Origin of the sequence: Alcaligenes sp. HNGD-HTN06, from assembly GCF_049932565.1 — a bacterium.
GTDB classification, from domain to species: Bacteria; Pseudomonadota; Gammaproteobacteria; order Burkholderiales; family Burkholderiaceae_B; genus Alcaligenes; species Alcaligenes ammonioxydans.
In genome coordinates, this window is the sequence record NZ_CP187782.1 from 3,323,458 (window position 1) to 3,342,647 (window position 19,190).

Genomic DNA, 19,190 nt, shown 5'->3' on the forward strand with positions numbered 1-19,190 from the left:
CTCTTTGGCTCAGTCTGGTACCCGCAGCCGGCAAGACGTCTAAAAAACCAGAGACGTCCGTGCGCAACGTGCTGAGGCTGGCCCGACTCGGGCTCGTTTTTTTGCGCCGCCCGATGCCAATTCGTACTTAGCCGCGCTGATACTGCAAACAACGGCCCTTATACGATACTTCCTTACCCTCGGGCATCACGATAGGCCGATCCCGCAAACACACTTGCCGCACCAGCTCAAAACCGTGGCGCTGCATTTCCTGGGTAAATTTATTGCGATGCCCCCGATCCGGGTCTACCACCCAGACTTCGGCCTGTGATTTTGCATGCTGATTGACCAACGTGGCCAATTGAGCGGGCGTATTGCCTTCATACAGCAGATCACTGCCCACAATCAGGTCGTAACGCTGCCTGGCGGGAGTCAGGCCCAGGGAGGCCAGCAAATCAGGGCAGGTTTGCTCCCCCCACTGCGCATGGACATACGGCAGGTCGGACAAACCATTAAGAGCCTGATTCAGCTTCAGAAAATGCGGCACCATGGGGTGACAATCGCTGGCGTGAATGTGCGCCCCCCGTTTGTGCATGAGCAAGCTGGTCAAGCCCAGGCCACAGCCCAACTCCAATATCGTTTCCCCTGCCCGGATGGGTCGGTTCTTGAGCTTGCGTGCCAACTGGATGCTGGAAGGCCAGACGAGGCCGAACAAGGGCCAGACCGCAGGCCCTATACCCAGGGCCTGGGCATGGCCCTGCGGGTCGGCATACTGCATATGATCAGCCAAGGAACGAATACGCAAGGATTCTGCGGCCGAGATTCGTATATGCTGGAGACGGGTTTTTAAGGTAGCGGATGAAGATGAGGTAGAGCCATATAAGTCTGACATAGACCGATGATCGTCCATATCCGACAAAAAAGCGAATTTTGCCAGAATTTACCGTGGCTTAAACTATAAATAACCGAATTTACACACAATTTTGCATCACGCCGCCACCAAGGATCACTCTTGTTCAAAGACTTGATTAAAGACCTCAACGACCAATCAATTGTAGAGCCCGACATCTTTTTGGACGTGCCCTTCGTTCCCAGCGACGATCGGGTCATCGACACCATGTTGCAACTGGCCCAGGCAGGACACAAAGACCTGCTGTATGACCTGGGATGCGGGGATGGGCGCATTGTCATTGCCGCTGCCAAAAAATACCGCTGTTCTGGCGTCGGCGTGGAGCTGGACCCTTTGCGGATTGCAGACGCGATGGAGCAAGCCGGTCATGCAGGCGTGGAATACCTGGTGGATTTTATTGAAGAGGACCTGTTTACCGTTGACTTCAGCCAGGCCACCATCGTGACGCTTTACCTGATGGACACCATCAATGCCATCCTGCGCCCGCGCCTGTTGCAAGAACTACGCCCAGGCGCCCGCATTGTCTCTCATGCTTTTGACATGGGGGACTGGAAAGCAGACGAAACCTTGCATGTCGGCGGCATCAAAATCTACAAATGGATTGTGCCCGCACAGGTGAGCGGAGAATGGGAATGGGAGGGGTTGGACGGAACCGATTACCGTCTGAAGCTCAAACAGCGCTATCAAGATGTCAGCGGAAAAATCTGGATGAATGGCAAGCCAGCCCGATTGATCGACCTTCATCTGTGCGGTGATTGCCTGAATCTGAGCGTCCAGGCAGACGGCGCCTCGCCTATCATCATCTCTACGCTGTACTTTGGCCATCAGGAACTGCTATCGGTCGAAGAAGAAGGCTGACCTACCCGCCTCCCTACCCTGGCCACGTCCTGGCAGCGCTCACATCTTGTTGACAAAAGGAAACGTCTCTTAACGCCCAATTGTCTCTGCAATGCTAGGCTGATCTAACCCCTGTTTACCCAGCAAAGGAGTCAGCCTTATGCGTTTTTCTTCTCTTAAATCCCGATGCGCAATGGCTCTGGCCACCGTGAGCGCTACCCTTGCTTTATCTGCCCCCTCACTTGCCGATGTCATCATTCCCATGAATCTGGCGACCGAGAGTGGTGCTGGCGAGCAGATTGGTCAGGTAAGCGTACGACAGACCGAACATGGGCTGGTTTTTACGCCAGAGTTAAAGAATCTTAAGCCGGGCGTGCACGGTTTCCACGTGCATGAGAACCCCAGCTGCGCTCCGAGCAACAAAGATGGCAAAGTCACGCCTGCTGGGGCGGCTGGCGGCCATCTGGACCCGGACAAGACCGGCAAGCATGGTTTCCCTTGGGGCAATGGCCACCTGGGTGACCTGCCCGCCCTGTATGTGCAGGCAGACGGCACCGCCAGCACACCGGTTCTGGCACCGCGCCTGAAGTCTCTGGATCAGATCAAAGGTCGATCGCTGATGATCCACGAAGGCGGTGACAACCACTCCGACCATCCTGCTCCCCTCGGTGGTGGCGCCGGACGCTTTGCTTGCGGAGTGATCAAGTAACGGCCTTCATCCCTGTCACTTTTTCAAGGAGATACCATGAACACCACGATTGAGTCTTCCTTTGAACAACTGCAAGAGATGATCAAGGACATTCGCTTTGCGATGTTCGTCACACATGCTGAAAACGGCCAGTTGCACGCCTGGCCCATGACAACCCAAAAGGCAAAAATGGGGTCGAATCAAGAAGACTACGAGCATGACAAGCTCTGGTTCTTCATGTCGCGCAGCAGCGATCCAGTGGCCAACCTTCTGGCCAACCCACATGTGAATGTGAGCTATGCCGATCCCAAAAGTGATACCTATGTATCGGTGTCCGGTATGGCTCGTCTGGTTGACTCCATGAACCAGAAAGAACGTTTCTGGAACACCATGACGGAAGCCTGGTTCAAAGAAGGAATTACCGACCCAGACCTGGCCCTGATCTGCGTACACATTGACAGCGCAGAGTACTGGAGCGTGCGGGAGGGCAAGCTGGCCCAGGCTGGCAAAATGCTCAAAGCCACCCTGATGGGTGAGCGCTTAACCGAGATGGGTGAACACGGTAAAGTCACCCCCCACCGCTAAAGAGACGTCCCACCCGGCCAGCCTTAAGGCCAAAGCACAAAGCCCGGTCATGCACCGGGCTTTATTTGACAGACGTCTTAAGGACGCTGGTTCCTTGACTGTTTGAGGGGATGAAGTACCAGCCAAAAGGCTGATTGGGTGGATCAAAGGGGAGCGAGCTGCTTGCAGGAGTGGCTGGGCCGCAGCCTGTTGGGCTGCTGAGCAGATGCACAGGGTCGCACATTGGTTTACATGGACTCGTTGGCAGTAGTGTCGATTTGCCCACTATCAGGCCTGTTTGAGCCAACGGGCAAGACGAGTATATAAAGGCCCGGTCAGTACCAGTACGCACACCATCCGCGCCACCTGAAAGGACGTTACCATCGGCGCCCCCAGCTGAAGCACTTTGGCCGTAATCGCCATCTCGGCTATGCCCCCCGGGCTGACACCCAGCACCAGCGTGGGATAGGCAATGTCAGACAAACGATACAAGCCGTAAGCAAAACCGAATGCCAACGCCAGATTAATGAGGTTGCTGACAGCCGCTACCCCCAGGTAGCGAGGAGCACGTCGGAAAAAGTCGGGGCCGAACTTATCGCCCAAGGCCCAGCCAATGCACAGTTGCCCCAGATTGGAAATCTGCACCGGCAAGCCCGACAGAACAATGTCCTGATAGGTCAGAACGGCCACCACCAGCAGGGGGCCCAGCACCCAGGGATTGGGAAGACGCAGGATCTGAAAGATCAAGCCTGCCGCACTGCTTAACACCACTAACAGAGCCAGTCCGGGCAGATTCAAAAAATCCGGTCGCAGCACGGCTCCGGCCTGCTCACCCGAAAACCCCAGGGCTTCGAACGCAAAGGGGATGATGAGCACCACCATCAACACCCGCAACCCATGCGCCGAAGCGACCAGATCTGGGCGTGCACCATAACGCTCGGCCAGCCCGGTCATCTCACTGGCTCCGCCTACCGCGCTGGCAAACCAGGCGGTGCGCAAATCCGTACCCGCAAAACGGGTCAGCATGAAGGTCCCTATGCAGCACAAAAGCAAGGCAAATACCATGCCCATCACAATAAACAGGGCATTGCTGCCAATCAGCTGCACCATGGATGGTGTGAAATACAAGCCCAACGAGGCCCCGATCACCCACTGTCCGGCATTGCGCGCCAATGGCAGACACGCTGCCGGGCTGCCCGCCATCTTGGTGGCCGCGGTCAGAATCAAGGCACCCAACATCCAGGGCAAGGGCATGCTCAGATATGTCGCCCCCATCGCACCGACCAACGCCACCCCAAAGCCCAGGACAATTCGTATCCAGATCGCCATAACCGAAACAACAAGGCCAGGCCGCAGCCTGGCACTTTCTCCTCATAAACGCCCCACCGCAGGGGTGGGGACTTCCTCATGGTGTTTTCTTATGCCCCTGCTCTGCGTGCAGCGATGCGACGCAGCAGGATCGGACCCACACTAACCAAAAGTGCTGCGATCCACAAGGCGATCGATACCGGGCTCTCGAACAGAATGCCAAGCTGGCCGTCGGTGATGGACAAGGCCCGACGCAAATTCTGTTCCATCATATTGCCCAAGACCACACCCAGCACCATCGGCGCCATAGGCACATTCATTTTGCGCAGGAAATAACCCAGCACCCCAATGCCAACCACCAGCAGTAGATCAAAAGTCGTGCCATTGATGGCATACACGCCGATATAACTGATGGCCAAAATGCCAGGCACCAGCAAGCGCGGTGGAATGGCCAGCATGGACGCAAAGACCCGAACCATGGGCACGTTCATCAGAAACAGCATGACGTTGGCGACCATCAAGGAAGCGATCAGGCCCCAGACTATCTGTGGCTGCGACTCAAACAGTACCGGCCCGGGCGTGATGTTATACAAGGTCAAGGCCCCCATCATGACCGCCGTCGTCCCCGAGCCGGGCACTCCCAAAGTCAGCATGGGAATAAAAGAACCTGTGGCAGCACTGTTGTTGGCCGCTTCCGGCGCAGCCAGACCTCGCATATCACCCTGACCAAACATGGCGTTAGGGTCCCTGCCTTCGATATATTTCTTCTCATTGGCGTAAGCCACCGCAGAGGCCACGCTTGCCCCGGCTCCGGGCAAAATGCCAATGAAAAATCCCATCAGGCCACCGCGCACCGTGCTCCACCAGGTCAGGCCCAGCTCTTTCAGATTAAAGAGCTTGCGCTTGCTTTTAGGCACTTCAATCGACACGCCACCCAGCAGGTTTTCCAGCATCTGCAGCATCTCGGCCACCGCAAACAAACCGATCACGACAACCACAAAATCTATGCCATCGGCCAGATTCGGGATATCGAAACTGTAGCGATACACCCCTGAGTTGGCATCCACGCCCACCGTGGAAATAAACAGCCCCAGCATGGCCGCCAGAATACCCTTGACCGGCTCATCACCCAACAGACTGGTCAGGGCGCAAAAAGCGAACACCATCAGCACAAAGTACTCGGCGGGGCCAAAGGCCACGGCCCAGCCAGCCAGCATCGGGGCCAGCAGCACGATGCCGCAAATAGCAATTGTGGAGCCAATAAAGGAGGCAAATGCCGACAAGGACAAGGCCACACTGGCCATCCCTTTGCGAGCCAAAGGATAACCATCCAGGGTGGTCATGACCGCAGCCGCCTCACCGGGCACGTTGATCAGAATAGAGGTAATCCGCCCACCATACTCGGCCCCCACATAGACGGCCGCCAGCAGAATCAGGGCCGATTCGGGCGGCAATTTCATCGCAAAAGCAATGGGCACCAACATGGCCACGCCATTGATAGGCCCCAGGCCTGGCAAGACGCCGACAATGGTACCGATAAAGGCGCCGATCGCCGCCACCAGCAGATTCTGCGCGGAAAAGGCGACGCCAAAACCGACACTCAAATATTCCAATATCGAGCTCATAACCACGCTCCCAGAATGCCATGTGGCAGGACCACGTCCAGGCCCAGGTCAAACAAGACGAACAGCCCCACTCCCATCGCCAGCCCCCCGATCAGGGCCTGCTTCCAGGAGCCGCCAAACAAACGCCCCACCAAGGTGGCCATCATCGTGGTGGCGACAATAAAGCCCAACCACTGAAACAGCCAGGCATAGGCAGCCAGATAGGCCACCATCATCAAAATGCGCCCGTTCGCGCCGGGCGGATTGGCGGCAACTTGCCCACCGCCCTTGAGAATCAGGCGCAATCCGCACAGGGCGATGATCAGGGCCAGCAACAACGGAAAGGCCTTGGGCCCAACGGGTTCGTACGAAAAGGGGGGCTCTAGGTCATAGCCAAAAGCGGTGATGAGGGCGGCAAACACCAGCGCGCCCACGCCAAGCACGCGATCATTTAGCGTCATGATGGAATTCTCCGGATTTTCCCGCCGGAAGCGGCGGGGCAGACAGTGGGCTCCCGACGCGCAGCGGCCGGGAGCGCCGTAAAGACTTACTTCTTGATCAAACCAAACGAGTCCGCCAATTCGCGGTACTGAACCACCTGTTGCTTGACGTAGGTATCCAGTTCCTGGCCACTCATATTGAACGGAAACAGGCCTTGTTGAGTCTGCAGACGCGCAAACTCCGGGGTTTTCATGAGCTTGTCAAAAGCTTGAACCCACCATTGATATTGCTCGTCAGAAACCTTGGGGCCGACGTAAAAGCCACGGATAATCGGCCATTCGATATCAAAGCCCTGCTCTTTGGCGGTAGGGATGCTGGCCATCGCGCCGTCAAGCCGCTTGTCATTGAACACCGCCAGGACCCGGATGGGCGCGCCGCCCTCCAGCATGGTGTGAGCCTCGGCCGCATCGCCCATGTAAGCCTGAATATGGCCGCCACGCAACGCTGTCATGGCCTCACCGCCGCCCTCAAAAGCGACAAAGCGCATTTTGCGGAAATCCACATTGGCTGCTCGCGCCGTCAGCGCGGCTTTCATCCAGTCCTGCCCACCGACCGAGCCACCTGCACCCAGCACAATCTTGCTGGGGTCGGCCTTGAACGCCTCCATCAGCGCCTTCAGATCCTGGTAGGGCGAGTCGTCACGCACAATGGCCACCCCGTAATCACTGCCAATCGATGCCAGCCAGCGCACATCGTCTACGGAATACTTGCCAAATTTGCCCTGCGCCAGATTCAGCAAGGAGCCTCCCGAAAACGCCGCGATTGCATTGCCGTCACCCGGGCGCTGCGCAACGATGTGGTTATAGGCCACCGCCCCTACGCCACCAGGCATGTAAACGGTACGCATGGGGTTGTCCAGCAGCTTGGTTTCCAGAAAACCATTCACAGCTACACGACAGGTCAAATCAAACCCGCCGCCCGGCTGAGCAGGCGCGATGCACTCGGGTTTAGGTGGTTGCTGGGCGCTCACACCGCTCAAGCTGCTCAGGCCCAAAAGGCTGCCTGCCAGCAGCACCCGTAGTTTCATGTGGATAGTCATTGAATCGCCTCCAAGAGGATCGTCGTCGTTGTAATGGTTGCGACCTTACCGGAGCGAAGCTTTCGCCTACCTTTCAGTTCTGCCAAAAAACGATATTTTCAAGGGTATACCCTGAATCAGAGGTTCAAGAGTCCAGGGCATTGAACTCCAGGCGCACGATCAGACCACGCTGGCCCGGCCCTGGCTGAAGGCTCATCCGGGCATCGTGAATCTGGGCAATCGCCTGCACGATGGCCAGCCCCAACCCCGACCCTTGCAAAGCCTTGCCCGCCTCGCCACGACGAAAGCGATGCCCCGCCTTGGCCATATCATCGGCACTCATGCCCGGCCCATCATCCTCGACCTGTATACGGCACACGTTTCCCTCTTGCTGTACCGACACGGTGATGCGAGCACCTTTTGGACAATACTTGATCGCGTTGCTGACCATATTGCTGAGGGCCTGCTGCACCAGCCACGCCTCGCCTGCTACCCGCACCGGTCGGGACGGCGCTTCCAGCCCCAGGTCCTGACGGCGCGACCGCGCCAGACTCCATAACTCATCGACCACCTGTGCCGCCTGCTGACACAGATCCACGGTTCCCAATGCAGCCCGAACCCGTAGTTGATCCGCCGCATCCCGCACTCGTGATAAGGCCACCATCTGATGCGTCATCTGCGCCGTATTGTTCAAACGCTGCTGGATGGCATCGAGCACCTCTTTCATCTCTTCGGTCTTGGCCAGCGACAAGGCAAAATCCACCTGGGTCAACAAGACCGCCAAAGGCGTTTTCAACTGATGAGAGGCATCATCCAGAAACTGCTGCTGCTCTCGCGACTTGCGGGCATAACGCTCCATATGCAGGTTGATGGTCTGCACCAAGGGCCGTACCTCGCGCGGCAGACTGACGTCACTGATCGGCTCCAGATTGTCGGGAGAGCGGTTCCTGACCTCGGCGCTGAGCTTGCGCAAAGGACGCAAGGCCAGCAAGGTGCCGACCAGAATGAGCACAATAAACAGGCTCAACACGGCCAGATCCTGAATCAGATTCTGAAAAATCACCTTGCGAATGAAGGCATCGCGCTCACTGAGATTCTCACCGGCCTGTATCAAAACCCGACTGTGCTGATAGGTCTGCAGTCGCCCGTCCGACTCCAGTGCGACCGCCGCGATTCGCAAGGGTTCGCCCAAATACTGGGCATCATAAAAAACCGGCTGATTACTCTGTAATCGCTTGGCGGGCAACGGCATGCCCGTAAACCCAATCTCCGACAGCCCATCTTCGGTGGCGATCCGAAAATACACCTGGCTGCTGATGGTGTACTCCATGTACTCCATCATGTAGTAGGACTGCTCCATCGCCAAGCCGCCACTGATGGTGGTCACATTGGCCGCCATGGACTTGAGCGCCCCGGCCAGAGCCCGATCAAAGGCCGCGTTCACCTGATCCTTGAGCATCATGCTGGACACGAACAAGGACACGCCCGATGTCAGCAATGCCACGGGGATCAACATGCACAGCAAAGTACGACGCAAGCTGCTCAGGGCCATGGTCGCTCCCGACAGAAAGCCACGTTAGGGCTCCTCATCCGTGACAGGCTCCAGGCAATAACCGACCCCGCGCAAGGTCACGATATGCACATCCGAGTCCTGCAGTTTCTTGCGCAGACGGTGCACCAACACTTCGATAGCCTCGATATTGATTTCATCCTCATCCTTGTCGTTGAGCCGGTCCAAAATGAACTGCTTATTGACTGGCTCTCCGCTGCGCTGCACCAGAATGCGCAACACCTCCGCCTCACGCGGCGACACGGACAAAAGAGCGCCATCCAGCGTGAAGCGCTGTGTGGACAGGTCGTAGGCCAGGCTCGCACAGGCCATACGGGGCTTTTCCTTGCCGCGGCTGCGGCGTATGAGCGCATTGACGCGTGCCACCAGTTCTTCAATCCGGAAAGGCTTGGGCAAAAAATCATCTGCCCCACACTCGAGCGCCCCCACGCGTTCCTGAAGCGAGTCGCGCGCGGTCAAAATCAGGACGGGCGTGCGGTTGTCCTCGGAGCGCAGGCGCGCCAGCAAAGCACGACCATCCATGCCTGGCAACCCCAGGTCCAGTACCAGGGCATCAAATTCCTCGATCCGCAAGCGGTGATAGGCCACCATTCCGTCGTTGGACCATTCAACCGTAAATCCTTTCTTTTGCAAGCTGCGCGTCAGCCACAAGGCCAAATCAGGCTCGTCTTCGATCAGTAAAATACGCATGGCGGAAAGTAAAAAACAAAACAGGACAGCAACAATAATAAGCCGCCAAAGGGCACGGCCCGCGTTTCAATGATCCGCCGGCTCGGTCAACTCCAGCACAAAACGACGCAGCCACCGGCTTTCCTCATCGTGCTCCTTGTTGATATCCCAGATCATGGACACTACAAACGAGGGCACACGCAGTGGCACTGGCGAGACAGCCAGACGGCTATTGCATTCCACGAAGGAGCGGGCGGCATAGTCCGGCATGGTCAACACCAAAGGGCTGCCGACAATCGCATTGATCGCCCCCGAAAAGTGGGTAAATGAGGCCTTGACCTTGCGCTGCAGGCGCTCGGCATCAAACAGTTCATCTACAAAACCACGCAGCCCGTCAAAAGACACCCGGCCGTGATGAGCATGAAGGTACTCCTGCTTGCTGATGGGACTGGAGAACTGCACCGAATGGCGATCATAAATGCAGATATAAGAAGCCGAAAACAGGACCTGTGATTTGTGCATGGTGCTCAGGAACTTGGGACTGGAGCAGATGGCCAGATCCGCCCCGTGCTCCTGCATGCTTTGCGGCCACAAATAGCTGTTGGTCTGATAGAAGGAAAAACTGATGGTCCAGCCTTGCTCGTTGGCCGTGCGGATCATGCGTTTGGCCAGCATATTCTCCAGATCATCCGATAAGGCAATGCGAAACACCCGACTGGAACGAGTGGGGTCGAAGTCCTGATCGGAGGTCAGCAGCGTCGAAATGCTTTTCAGGGCTTCGGATATCTGCGGAGCAATCTCCAAGGCACGATGCGTGGGAGTCATGCCATGCGAGCCCCGCGTGAACAACTCGTCATTAAAGACCACCCGCAACTTGCGCAAGGACGCGCTGACCGCTCCCTGGGTCAGAAACAAGGCATTGGCGGCCTTGGTGACGCTGCGCTCATTCATCAAACACTGAAACACCAGCAACAGGTTCAAATCCATGCGCCTGATATTAGCGATATTAATCGAAGCCATTTTTCTAATTAGTTTGAATAATTATTTGGCTTGATTAGACTAAAAATCAGCCACAACCACAATAAGGGCCAGGTACATACCTGCCCCACTCGAGGAGATTGTTATGGGCACTGCTACCACCGCCCCTTCCCACGCCAAACCGGCCCCCCCAGGCCAGCCGGGTCTGAGCCGAAAACAAGTGCTTGCCGTAGGTATCGGCAACTTTATGGAATGGTTTGATTTCGCGATTTACGGCTACTTTGCAGCCGTCATTGGCAGCATCTATTTTCCATCCGACGCCGCCGGGGTTTCCCTGTTGTCGTCCCTGGCCGTATTTGCGGTGGGCTTTGTCTCACGTCCCTTTGGTGCACTGATTCTGGGTCCCATTGGTGACCGCTTCGGGCGCAAGACCGTACTGATGATTACCGTCTTTGGCATGGGCGTCTTTACCACCTTGATTGGCCTGCTGCCCGGTTACGCCACCCTGGGTATCACAGCGCCTATCCTGCTGGTCATCCTGCGTTTTTTGCAAGGCATGATGGTGGGCGGAGAATGGTCGGCAGCCGGTATTTTCCTGGTGGAAAGTGCCCCCGCCCATCGTCGCGCCAGTGCCGCCAGCGTGGTCACCTTTACCGCCGGTATCGCTTTTCTGGTGGGGACCGCCACAGCAGCCGCCATCAATGCCAACCTGAGCGATGAGCAAGTCTACAGCTGGGGCTGGCGTGTACCTTTTGTGCTATCCATTGTGATGACGTTCATTGCCGTCTTTATCCGTCGCAAGCTCAATGACACGCCGGTCTATCACGAGCTGCAGGAAAAGAAGGCCAACCACACCCTGGAGCGGGTTTCGTCCAAAGACAAGTTCAATGCCTTTGTCCTGTCCTTCGCATTTTCGGCCCTGTTCCTGGTATCGCTGTATTTCTTCATCACCTACGCCAATAACCACCTGGTCTCCGTTTTGGGGCTGAGCAAGACAAATGCCCTGTGGCTGTGCAGTGCGTCCCTGGTGGTGTATTGCATCCTGCACCCGCTGGTTGGCCGTTTCTCGGACCGCTACGGACGACGCAAGCTGGCCTTGTTTGCCGCCGCTGGCCTGACCGTCATGGCCTACCCGATTTTCCTCTTGATGAACACTGGCAAACCGGCCCTGATCCTGCTTGGGCTGACCATTCTGGCCTTTCTGGTAGCCATCTCCGCCGTCATGAACGTGGTGCTGCTGGTGGAAGTATTCCCGGCGTCAATCCGCTCCACCGGCGCCGCCTTGGGCCACAACGTTTCATCGGCTCTGTTGGCCGGACCGGGCCCCTTCATTGCCGCGGCTCTGATCCAGTACACCGGCAACCCCAACGTACCGGCCTGGTATCTGGCCGCGGTATCCCTGGCGAGCTTGCTGATTCTGTATACCCGCCTGCCCGAAACTCAACATGTGGACCTGTCCGCGGGCTAACCCCTAAAGGAGAGTAGTTATGAGCAAAGTTGCTGTTATACAAGCGGCATCCATTCCCTTTGACTCTGCCAGCAGTGTCGACAAAGCCGCCACTATCTTGCAGCGCGTTGCGGCCAACGGCGCCACACTGGCGGTCTTTCCCGAGGCCTTTCTGGGGGGCTACCCCAAAGGCATCAGCTTTGGCAGCGTGATCGGCAATCGTCGTCCCGAAGGCCGCGCCCTGTATCAACGGTACGTTGAGGGTGCCGTCACCTTGGGCGGCCCTGAACTGGAAGCCCTGGCCGAGGCGGTCACCCAGACCGGTGTCTACACCGTGATGGGCGTAATCGAAAAAATGGGTCGCACCCTGTACTGCACCGCCTTGACGCTGGCTCCCGGCAAAGGCGTGGTGGGCATTCACCGCAAGCTGATGCCTACCGGACAGGAACGTCTGGTATGGGGGTTTGGCGATGGCTCCACCATGGGGGCAGTCGACACGCCACTGGGCCGTCTTGGCAGTGTGATCTGCTGGGAAAACTATATGCCGGCCCTGCGTCAGACCATGTACGCCCAGGGTACTGAAATCTACTGCGCTCCTACTGCTGACGATCGCCCCACCTGGGCCTCGTCCATGATCCACATTGCCGTCGAAGGCCGCGTGTTTGTGCTGTCCGCCTGCCAGGCCATCCGCCTGAACGCCTATCCCGACGCCTTTCAGAAGGAATTTGCTCTGCCCGGCGAATTTGCACCGGACAGCTACGTCATGCATGGCGGCAGCATGATCGTCAGCCCTACCGGCCAAGTGCTGGCCGGCCCGGTATTCGACGAAGAAACCGAGCTGTACGCCGAGCTGGACATGGATTTGCTCAAGCAGGCCAATCTGGACTTTGATGTCTACGGCCACTACTCGCGCCCCGATATCTTCTCCCTGCATGTGGACACCCGTGCCAAACAGGTAGTAAGGCTGCAAACCGAAAACTCAGACGAGTAAAGCCGCGACGCCCTGCGTCGTAAGAGAAAGCGGCCCCATCGCGCCTGTCAGGTGATGGGGTCGGGCCTGCGGGACACAACACAAATCGTCTGCGCTGTACGCTGGGCCAGGGGTTCTTTAACGGCGCTTTGCCGACCGCAAGCTCCGGTGAGGTCACTGAGCCCCCGCTTCTGCTCCTCGTGCGCGTTGACTATCTAACGGTGTTCAGACCGAGTCCTTCAAACACAAGGCCGAATTTAAAAAATCCCATGCAAATAGTAGGTGAATACCCGCATCACCGACTACACTTGCGGCTTCGGCGTGAAAACCTCAATAGAATCAAGATTGTCCTTGATCAATTTGGTACGCGCTTTGGACAGTAAGGCATACGCTCAACGCTTATACTGTTCAACTATAAAACAGGGGCAACGCTCATAAGGCCACCCCCTGCAGATTTCAAACACGAAAACACATCCTATTGGAGAGCCGCATGGTTAACATGAATCGGCGTCAGTTCTTCAAAGTGACGGGGGCCTCGCTGGCCAGCTCCAGCATGGTCTTGCTGGGCGCTGCGCCCACCCCCGCCATGGCGGAAGTCAGGCAGTACAAACTGACCCGCATGACAGAGACGCGAAATACCTGTCCTTATTGTTCTGTTGCCTGTGGGGTACTGCTGTACTCTCGCGGTGACGGCGCCATGAATGCCGAGCCCAGCGTGGTTCACATCGAAGGCGATGCCGATCACCCCGTCAATCGCGGCACACTCTGTCCCAAAGGCGCTGGCCTGGTGGATTTCATCAAGAGCCCCAACCGACTCAAATATCCGGAATACCGTGCCCCCGGCTCGGACAAGTGGGAACGCATCTCCTGGGAAGACGCTTTCTCGCGTATTGCCAAGCTGATGAAGGAAGACCGCGACGCCAACTTCCAGACCACTGCCGACGATGGCACCGTGGTGAACCGCTGGCTGACCACGGGCATGCTGGCTGCCTCGGCAAGCAGTAACGAAGTGGGTTACGTCACCCATAAAGTCATCCGCAGCATGGGTGTTCTGGCGTTCGATAACCAAGCACGTGTCTGACACGGCCCGACGGTGGCAGGTCTTGCCCCGACGTTTGGCCGTGGAGCGATGACGAACCATTGGGTCGACATCAAGAACGCGGATATTGTGCTGATTATGGGCGGCAACGCAGCCGAGGCGCACCCCTGTGGTTTCAAATGGGTAACCGAGGCCAAAGCACACAACAATGCAAAACTGATCGTCGTGGATCCACGCTTTACGCGTTCGGCATCCGTGGCGGATTTTTACGCGCCTATACGTACTGGCAGCGACATCACCTTCCTGGGTGGCGTCATCAAGTACCTGTTGGATAACGACAAGATCCAGCATGAGTACGTGCGCAACTACACCGATATGCCCTTTATCGTGCGCGAGGACTTTGACTTCGAGCAGGGGCTGTATTCGGGCTACAACGAAGAAAAACGCAGCTACGACAAGTCCTCCTGGGACTACGAGCTGGGCGAGGACGGCTACGTCAAGACCGATCCCACCTTGCAGCACCCCCGCTCGGTCTACCAGTTGCTGCGCAAACACTACGAGCGCTACACGCCCGAGATGGTGGAACGCGTCTGCGGCACGCCCAAGGACAAATTCCTGAAAGTCTGTGAGATGCTGGCCTCGACCGCAGAGCCCGGTCGTGCAGGCACCATTCTGTATGCACTGGGCTGGACGCAACACAGTATTGGTTCGCAGATCATCCGTACCGGCGCCATGGTGCAGTTGCTGCTGGGCAATATTGGTATTGCCGGCGGTGGCATGAACGCGCTGCGCGGGCACTCCAACATTCAGGGCCTGACGGACCTGGGTTTGATGTCCAACCTGCTGCCCGGCTATCTGACCTTGCCCAACCAGGCCGAGAAGGATTTTGACGGCTATATTGGCGCGCGCGCCCAACAGCCACTACGTCCCAATCAGCTCAGCTACTGGCGCAACTACAAGAAGTTCCATGTCAGCCTGATGAAAGCCTGGTTCGGTGATGCCGCCCAGGCCGACAACAACTGGGCCTACGATTACCTGCCCAAACTGGACAAGCTCTACGACATGCTGCAGGTGTTCGAGCTGATGGACGAAGGCAAGATGACAGGCTATATCTGTCAGGGCTTCAACCCCCTGGCGGCAGCGCCCTACAAGGCCAAGCTGCTGCGTGCGTTCTCCAAGCTCAAATACATGGTCATCATGGACCCGCTGGTCACGGAAACGTCGGAGTTCTGGCGTAACTACGGCGAGCACAATGATGTCGATACCGCCTCCATCCAGACCGAAGTCTTCCGACTGCCCACCACCTGTTTTGCCGAGGAAGAAGGCGCACTGGTGAACTCGGGCCGTTGGCTGCAATGGCACTGGAAGGCCGCCAACCCACCGGGCGAGGCCAAGAGCGATATTGAAATCATGAGTACGCTGTTCACGCGTATCCGCTCGCTGTACGAGAAAGAAGGCGGCGCCTTCCCTGACCCGATCCTGAACCTGTCCTGGCCCTACTCCAATCCGGACGATCCGACCGCCGCTGAACTGGCCAAGGAGTATTCCGGACGTGCCCTGGTCGATCTGGTCGATCCCAAGGACCCGACCAAGATCACGCGCAAGGCCGGCGAGCAGCTCGATGGTTTTGGCGAACTGCGCGACGACGGCAGCACGCTGAGCGGTTGCTGGATCTATGCCGGCGCCTGGACGCAGCAAGGCAACCTGATGGCTCGCCGCGACAATAGCGACCCGACCGGCATCGGCCAGACGCTGAACTGGGCCTGGGCCTGGCCAGCGAACCGCCGGGTGCTCTACAACCGGGCTTCCTGTGACCTGAACGGCAAACCGTTTGACCCGCGCCGCAAGCTGATTCACTGGGACGGCAAGCGCTGGGTGGGGGCGGATATCCCTGACTACAAGGCCGATGAGAACCCGGCTGACGGCATGGGACCGTTCATCATGAACCCAGAAGGGGTAGCCCGCTTCTTTGCCCGTAAAGGCATGGCGGAAGGCCCATTCCCCGAGCATTACGAGCCCTTTGAAAGCCCCTTGAGCTACAACCCGCTCAGTCCTGATGAGCCTCGTGCCATCACCAACCCGGCAGCCCGTATCTTCAAGGACGACCTGGCCGCCATGGGTACGGTAGACAAGTTCCCCTATGTGGGTACCACCTACCGCCTGACCGAGCACTTCCACTACTGGACCAAGCACGTCAAGCTCAACGCCATCGTGCAGCCCGAACAGTTTGTGGAAATTGGCGAGGAACTGGCCAAGGAAGTGGGCATTGTGCAGGGCGACCGCGTCAAGGTGTCCTCCAACCGTGGCTACATCAAGGCCGTGGCGGTGGTGACCAAACGCATCAAGGCCCTGAACGTGGATGGCAAGATCGTCCATCAGGTGGGAATCCCGCTGCACTGGGGCTTTGTGGGTCTGGCCCGACCCGGTTTCCTGATCAATGCGCTGACCCCGCCAGTAGGCGATGGCAACTCGCAAACGCCGGAGACCAAGGCCTTCCTGGTTCAACTTGAAAAGGTTAAGGAGTAAGCCATGGCCTTGCAATCACTTGATATCAAACGGCTCTCCGCAACCACCACCCCATCGCCCAGCGTGCGCGAGCCCGTGGGCGGAGAGGTGGCCAAGCTGATCGACACCAGTAAGTGCATTGGCTGTAAGGCCTGTCAGGTCGCCTGCATGGAATGGAACGATACGCGTGACGAAATCGGCCACAACGTCGGGGTGTATGACAACCCGGCCGACCTGACCGACAAGTCCTGGACCATCATGCGTTTTGCGGAGTATGAGAACCCCGCTGGCGATCTGGAATGGCTGATTCGCAAAGATGGCTGCATGCATTGCGAGGACCCGGGCTGTCTGAAGGCCTGCCCCTCGCCGGGCGCCATCGTGCAGTACACCAACGGCATCGTCGATTTCCACGAGGAAAACTGCATTGGCTGCGGCTATTGCGTAACCGGCTGTCCCTTCGATGTGCCTCGCATTTCGGAAAAGGACAAGAAGGCCTACAAGTGCACCTTGTGTTCGGACCGTGTCGCTGTTGGTCAGGAGCCGGCCTGTGCCAAGACCTGTCCGACTGGCGCAATTGTCTTCGGAACCAAAGAAGACATGCAGCAGCACGCGGCCGAGCGTATCGAAGACCTGAAATCGCGTGGCTTTGACAATGCCGGCCTGTACGATCCGGCCGGCGTGGGCGGCACCCACGTCATGTACGTGCTGCACCACGCCGACAAGCCCGAGCTGTACAGCGATCTGCCCAAAGATCCGCAAATCAGCCCGATGGTCTCGTTGTGGAAGGGCGTGGCCAAGCCCCTGGGGGTCGCGGCCATGGCACTGACCGCCCTGATTGGTTTCTTCCACTACATCCGAACCGGCCCTAACGAGACTGACGAGGAAGACGAGCGCCGCGCCGACGAGGAAGCACGCAAGATCCAGGAGGCCCACCATGACTGATCACAACCGCAAGGACCTGATTCAGCGCTACACCACCAGTCAGCGCATCAATCACTGGATCATTGCCATCAGCTTTGTGCTGCTGGCCTTGTCCGGTCTGGCGCTGTTTCATCCGTCCATGTTCTGGCTGAGCCATCTGCTAGGCGGCGGGCCCTGGACACGCATTCTTCACCCATTCATTGGCGTGGTGATGTTTGTGTGCTTTTTCCTGTTTGCGGCCCGCATGGTGCGGCACAATATGTTCTCCAAGGGTGACGCAGCCTGGCTGCGTCACTTCAAGGACGTACTGGACGCCAAGGACGAGCGTATCCCCGAGGTTGGGCGCTACAACGCCGGGCAAAAAATCCTGTTTTTTGCATTGGTAATCTTCATGATTGGCCTGCTGGCAACCGGTGTGGTGATGTGGCGCGAATACTTTTCCGCCTTCTTCCCCATCTGGGCCATCCGTCTGGCCTCCGTGCTGCACGCGGCCTGCGCCTTGCTGATGATTTGCGCGATTATCGTGCACATCTACGCCGGGATCTGGGTCAAGGGTTCGGTCAAGGCCATGACCCGCGGCACGGTGACCCGCGCCTGGGCCTGGAAACACCACCGCGCCTGGTTCCGTGAGGAAATGGAAAAAGGTCAACGCCGTTCCGCCAAATAAGCGGTAATCTGCTTTATCAGTAACCCGGCTGCCATGCGCCATTTCGGGCATGGCAGCCTTGTTTTCAGGAGTCTGTCTTGCAACGCATCCTTCCGCGCGGCGAAATTGAAAGTCTGGACCACACCTCCATCCCCCGACTGCGCCTGCCTGTGCGAGCCAGCGTTTTTGCGGACCGGGCGGCGCGTCTGCGTCAACTGGCTGCCGACAACCCCGTCGGCGCCTATCTGCAGTTGCTGGCGCACCTGGTGGACGGCCAGCACACGCAACTAAGCGCCCTTTCCCCCACTGAGCTGCCCGCTGATGTGCTGGAAACGGCCCAACGGCACGGCATGCCGCCCTTGTTGGCCTCGGGCTGGAAGCGCGATCCGCAGTGGCTCAGCATCTTGAGCAACCTGCTCAATCACATGATCCAGAACCCGGACGTGCCCGCTCCCGCGCAAGAGGTCTGCCAGGGCCTGCTGAAAGCAGCCCAGTCCGATCCGCAAAAGCTGGAAGACCTGGCTGACGCGATTCTGGCCGAACAACTGCCGGAACAAGAGGGCGCCGCGGCCCCTTTTGTCATGGCCGCCTTGCAGGTGTACTGGACGCACCTGGCCTGCTCGCTGACCGAAGGCCAACTGTCGGTCACCAGCCCCTTTGGCGTGTGCCCGTCATGCGGCAGCCTGCCCGTATCCAGTGTGGTGCGTGTCGGTGGTCGTGAAGACGGTTGCCGTTATATGTGTTGCCCTCGCTGCAGCGTGGAATGGCATCTGGTGCGAGTCACCTGCTCGCACTGCGAAAGCACCAAAGGCGTGGCTTACCACGCGATCGAGGATGGCCCGGAAGGAATCAAGGCCGAGTCCTGTGACAACTGCCACACCTACCGCAAAATCTTCTATCAGGAAAAACAGCTGGGCATTGACCCGGTTGCCGATGATCTGGCCAGTCTGGCTCTGGATGTCTTGATGGGCGAAGCAGGTTATTCCCGTGCCAGCGGCAATCCCCTTCTTTGGCAGCAGTCTTAAGCTAAGATTCC

At 57.8% G+C, this 19,190-nt stretch carries 17 protein-coding genes; 9 read left to right on the forward strand and 8 right to left on the reverse strand.

What is annotated here, in order from left to right; all coding sequences use genetic code 11:
* Positions 1-127: 127 nt before the first annotated feature.
* Positions 128-784: a class I SAM-dependent methyltransferase gene (locus tag ACOZ42_RS15220; protein WP_230406216.1), complete on the reverse strand. Its 657-nt coding sequence runs from the start codon at positions 782-784 to the stop codon at positions 128-130.
* A gap of 207 nt (positions 785-991) precedes the next feature.
* Here ACOZ42_RS15220 and ACOZ42_RS15225 point away from each other — a divergent pair, with 207 nt between their 5' ends.
* The 3 genes from ACOZ42_RS15225 to ACOZ42_RS15235 all read left to right on the forward strand — a co-directional run bounded on the left by ACOZ42_RS15225 (position 992) and on the right by ACOZ42_RS15235 (position 2,999).
* On the forward strand, positions 992-1,747 hold the full coding sequence (locus ACOZ42_RS15225) for a class I SAM-dependent methyltransferase (protein WP_131071011.1): 756 nt from the start codon (positions 992-994) through the stop codon (positions 1,745-1,747).
* A gap of 139 nt (positions 1,748-1,886) precedes the next feature.
* Positions 1,887-2,435 (forward strand): superoxide dismutase family protein, encoded by a 549-nt coding sequence (gene sodC, locus ACOZ42_RS15230; RefSeq protein WP_003805039.1) that lies wholly within the window; start codon positions 1,887-1,889, stop codon positions 2,433-2,435.
* A gap of 36 nt (positions 2,436-2,471) precedes the next feature.
* The gene (locus tag ACOZ42_RS15235; protein ID WP_003805041.1) at positions 2,472-2,999 is read left to right on the forward strand and encodes a pyridoxamine 5'-phosphate oxidase family protein; all 528 of its coding nucleotides are present in this window, start codon (positions 2,472-2,474) and stop codon (positions 2,997-2,999) included.
* 267 nt (positions 3,000-3,266) lie between these two features.
* On the opposite strand, the gene ACOZ42_RS15240 is transcribed toward ACOZ42_RS15235, so the two are convergent.
* The 7 genes from ACOZ42_RS15240 to ACOZ42_RS15270 all read right to left on the reverse strand — a co-directional run bounded on the left by ACOZ42_RS15240 (position 3,267) and on the right by ACOZ42_RS15270 (position 10,635).
* On the reverse strand, positions 3,267-4,307 hold the full coding sequence (locus ACOZ42_RS15240) for an AbrB family transcriptional regulator (RefSeq protein WP_426345335.1): 1,041 nt from the start codon (positions 4,305-4,307) through the stop codon (positions 3,267-3,269).
* 89 nt (positions 4,308-4,396) lie between these two features.
* Complete coding sequence (locus ACOZ42_RS15245; protein ID WP_003805046.1) at positions 4,397-5,911, reverse strand: tripartite tricarboxylate transporter permease; 1,515 nt, start codon at positions 5,909-5,911, stop codon at positions 4,397-4,399.
* Positions 5,908-6,351, reverse strand: a complete 444-nt coding sequence (locus ACOZ42_RS15250) for a tripartite tricarboxylate transporter TctB family protein (RefSeq protein WP_059318181.1) — start codon at positions 6,349-6,351, stop codon at positions 5,908-5,910. Before ACOZ42_RS15250 ends, ACOZ42_RS15245 begins: the two co-directional genes overlap by 4 nt.
* An 86-nt stretch (positions 6,352-6,437) precedes the next feature.
* Complete coding sequence (locus tag ACOZ42_RS15255; protein ID WP_003805049.1) at positions 6,438-7,430, reverse strand: Bug family tripartite tricarboxylate transporter substrate binding protein; 993 nt, start codon at positions 7,428-7,430, stop codon at positions 6,438-6,440.
* A 124-nt stretch (positions 7,431-7,554) separates the two neighbouring features.
* Positions 7,555-8,961, reverse strand: a complete 1,407-nt coding sequence (locus ACOZ42_RS15260; RefSeq protein WP_059318180.1) for a sensor histidine kinase — start codon at positions 8,959-8,961, stop codon at positions 7,555-7,557.
* 24 nt (positions 8,962-8,985) lie between these two features.
* Positions 8,986-9,669 carry a response regulator gene (locus ACOZ42_RS15265; protein ID WP_003805055.1) on the reverse strand — a complete coding sequence of 228 codons (684 nt, stop codon included), beginning with the start codon at positions 9,667-9,669 and terminating at the stop codon, positions 8,986-8,988.
* 66 nt (positions 9,670-9,735) lie between these two features.
* Positions 9,736-10,635, reverse strand: a complete 900-nt coding sequence (locus ACOZ42_RS15270; RefSeq protein ID WP_003805057.1) for a LysR family transcriptional regulator — start codon at positions 10,633-10,635, stop codon at positions 9,736-9,738.
* A 136-nt stretch (positions 10,636-10,771) separates the two neighbouring features.
* On the opposite strand from ACOZ42_RS15270, the gene ACOZ42_RS15275 reads away from it, so the two are divergent.
* The 6 genes from ACOZ42_RS15275 to fdhE all read left to right on the forward strand — a co-directional run bounded on the left by ACOZ42_RS15275 (position 10,772) and on the right by fdhE (position 19,179).
* A complete protein-coding gene (locus ACOZ42_RS15275; RefSeq protein ID WP_059318178.1) occupies positions 10,772-12,094 on the forward strand; it encodes an MFS transporter in 1,323 nt (440 codons plus the stop codon).
* Positions 12,095-12,113: 19 nt separating this feature from the next.
* Entirely contained in the window at positions 12,114-13,064 is a 951-nt protein-coding gene (locus ACOZ42_RS15280; RefSeq protein ID WP_003805062.1) for a carbon-nitrogen hydrolase family protein, read from the forward strand.
* A gap of 469 nt (positions 13,065-13,533) precedes the next feature.
* The gene (gene fdnG, locus ACOZ42_RS15285) at positions 13,534-16,608 is read left to right on the forward strand and encodes a formate dehydrogenase-N subunit alpha (RefSeq protein ID WP_153008905.1); all 3,075 of its coding nucleotides are present in this window, start codon (positions 13,534-13,536) and stop codon (positions 16,606-16,608) included.
* A gap of 3 nt (positions 16,609-16,611) precedes the next feature.
* Positions 16,612-17,529, forward strand: a complete 918-nt coding sequence (gene fdxH, locus ACOZ42_RS15290) for a formate dehydrogenase subunit beta (RefSeq protein WP_003805067.1) — start codon at positions 16,612-16,614, stop codon at positions 17,527-17,529.
* The gene (locus ACOZ42_RS15295) at positions 17,522-18,175 is read left to right on the forward strand and encodes a formate dehydrogenase subunit gamma (RefSeq protein WP_003805069.1); all 654 of its coding nucleotides are present in this window, start codon (positions 17,522-17,524) and stop codon (positions 18,173-18,175) included. Before fdxH ends, ACOZ42_RS15295 begins: the two co-directional genes overlap by 8 nt.
* 77 nt (positions 18,176-18,252) lie before the next feature.
* Positions 18,253-19,179 (forward strand): formate dehydrogenase accessory protein FdhE, encoded by a 927-nt coding sequence (fdhE, locus tag ACOZ42_RS15300; RefSeq protein ID WP_059318177.1) that lies wholly within the window; start codon positions 18,253-18,255, stop codon positions 19,177-19,179.
* The last annotated feature ends 11 nt before the right edge of the window (positions 19,180-19,190 follow it).

Bases quoted from the DNA above. Each gene is read 5' to 3' on its own strand.
- sodC (WP_003805039.1), top strand. From the start codon at position 1,887: ATGCGTTTTTCTTCTCTTAAATCCCGATGCGCAATGGCTCTGGCCACC.
- ACOZ42_RS15235 (WP_003805041.1), top strand. From the start codon at position 2,472: ATGAACACCACGATTGAGTCTTCCTTTGAACAACTGCAAGAGATGATC.
- ACOZ42_RS15240 (WP_426345335.1), bottom strand. From the start codon at position 4,307: ATGGCGATCTGGATACGAATTGTCCTGGGCTTTGGGGTGGCGTTGGTC.
- ACOZ42_RS15245 (WP_003805046.1), bottom strand. From the start codon at position 5,911: ATGAGCTCGATATTGGAATATTTGAGTGTCGGTTTTGGCGTCGCCTTT.
- ACOZ42_RS15250 (WP_059318181.1), bottom strand. From the start codon at position 6,351: ATGACGCTAAATGATCGCGTGCTTGGCGTGGGCGCGCTGGTGTTTGCC.
- ACOZ42_RS15255 (WP_003805049.1), bottom strand. From the start codon at position 7,430: ATGACTATCCACATGAAACTACGGGTGCTGCTGGCAGGCAGCCTTTTG.
- ACOZ42_RS15260 (WP_059318180.1), bottom strand. From the start codon at position 8,961: ATGGCCCTGAGCAGCTTGCGTCGTACTTTGCTGTGCATGTTGATCCCC.
- ACOZ42_RS15265 (WP_003805055.1), bottom strand. From the start codon at position 9,669: ATGCGTATTTTACTGATCGAAGACGAGCCTGATTTGGCCTTGTGGCTG.
- ACOZ42_RS15270 (WP_003805057.1), bottom strand. From the start codon at position 10,635: ATGGATTTGAACCTGTTGCTGGTGTTTCAGTGTTTGATGAATGAGCGC.
- ACOZ42_RS15275 (WP_059318178.1), top strand. From the start codon at position 10,772: ATGGGCACTGCTACCACCGCCCCTTCCCACGCCAAACCGGCCCCCCCA.
- ACOZ42_RS15280 (WP_003805062.1), top strand. From the start codon at position 12,114: ATGAGCAAAGTTGCTGTTATACAAGCGGCATCCATTCCCTTTGACTCT.
- fdxH (WP_003805067.1), top strand. From the start codon at position 16,612: ATGGCCTTGCAATCACTTGATATCAAACGGCTCTCCGCAACCACCACC.
- ACOZ42_RS15295 (WP_003805069.1), top strand. From the start codon at position 17,522: ATGACTGATCACAACCGCAAGGACCTGATTCAGCGCTACACCACCAGT.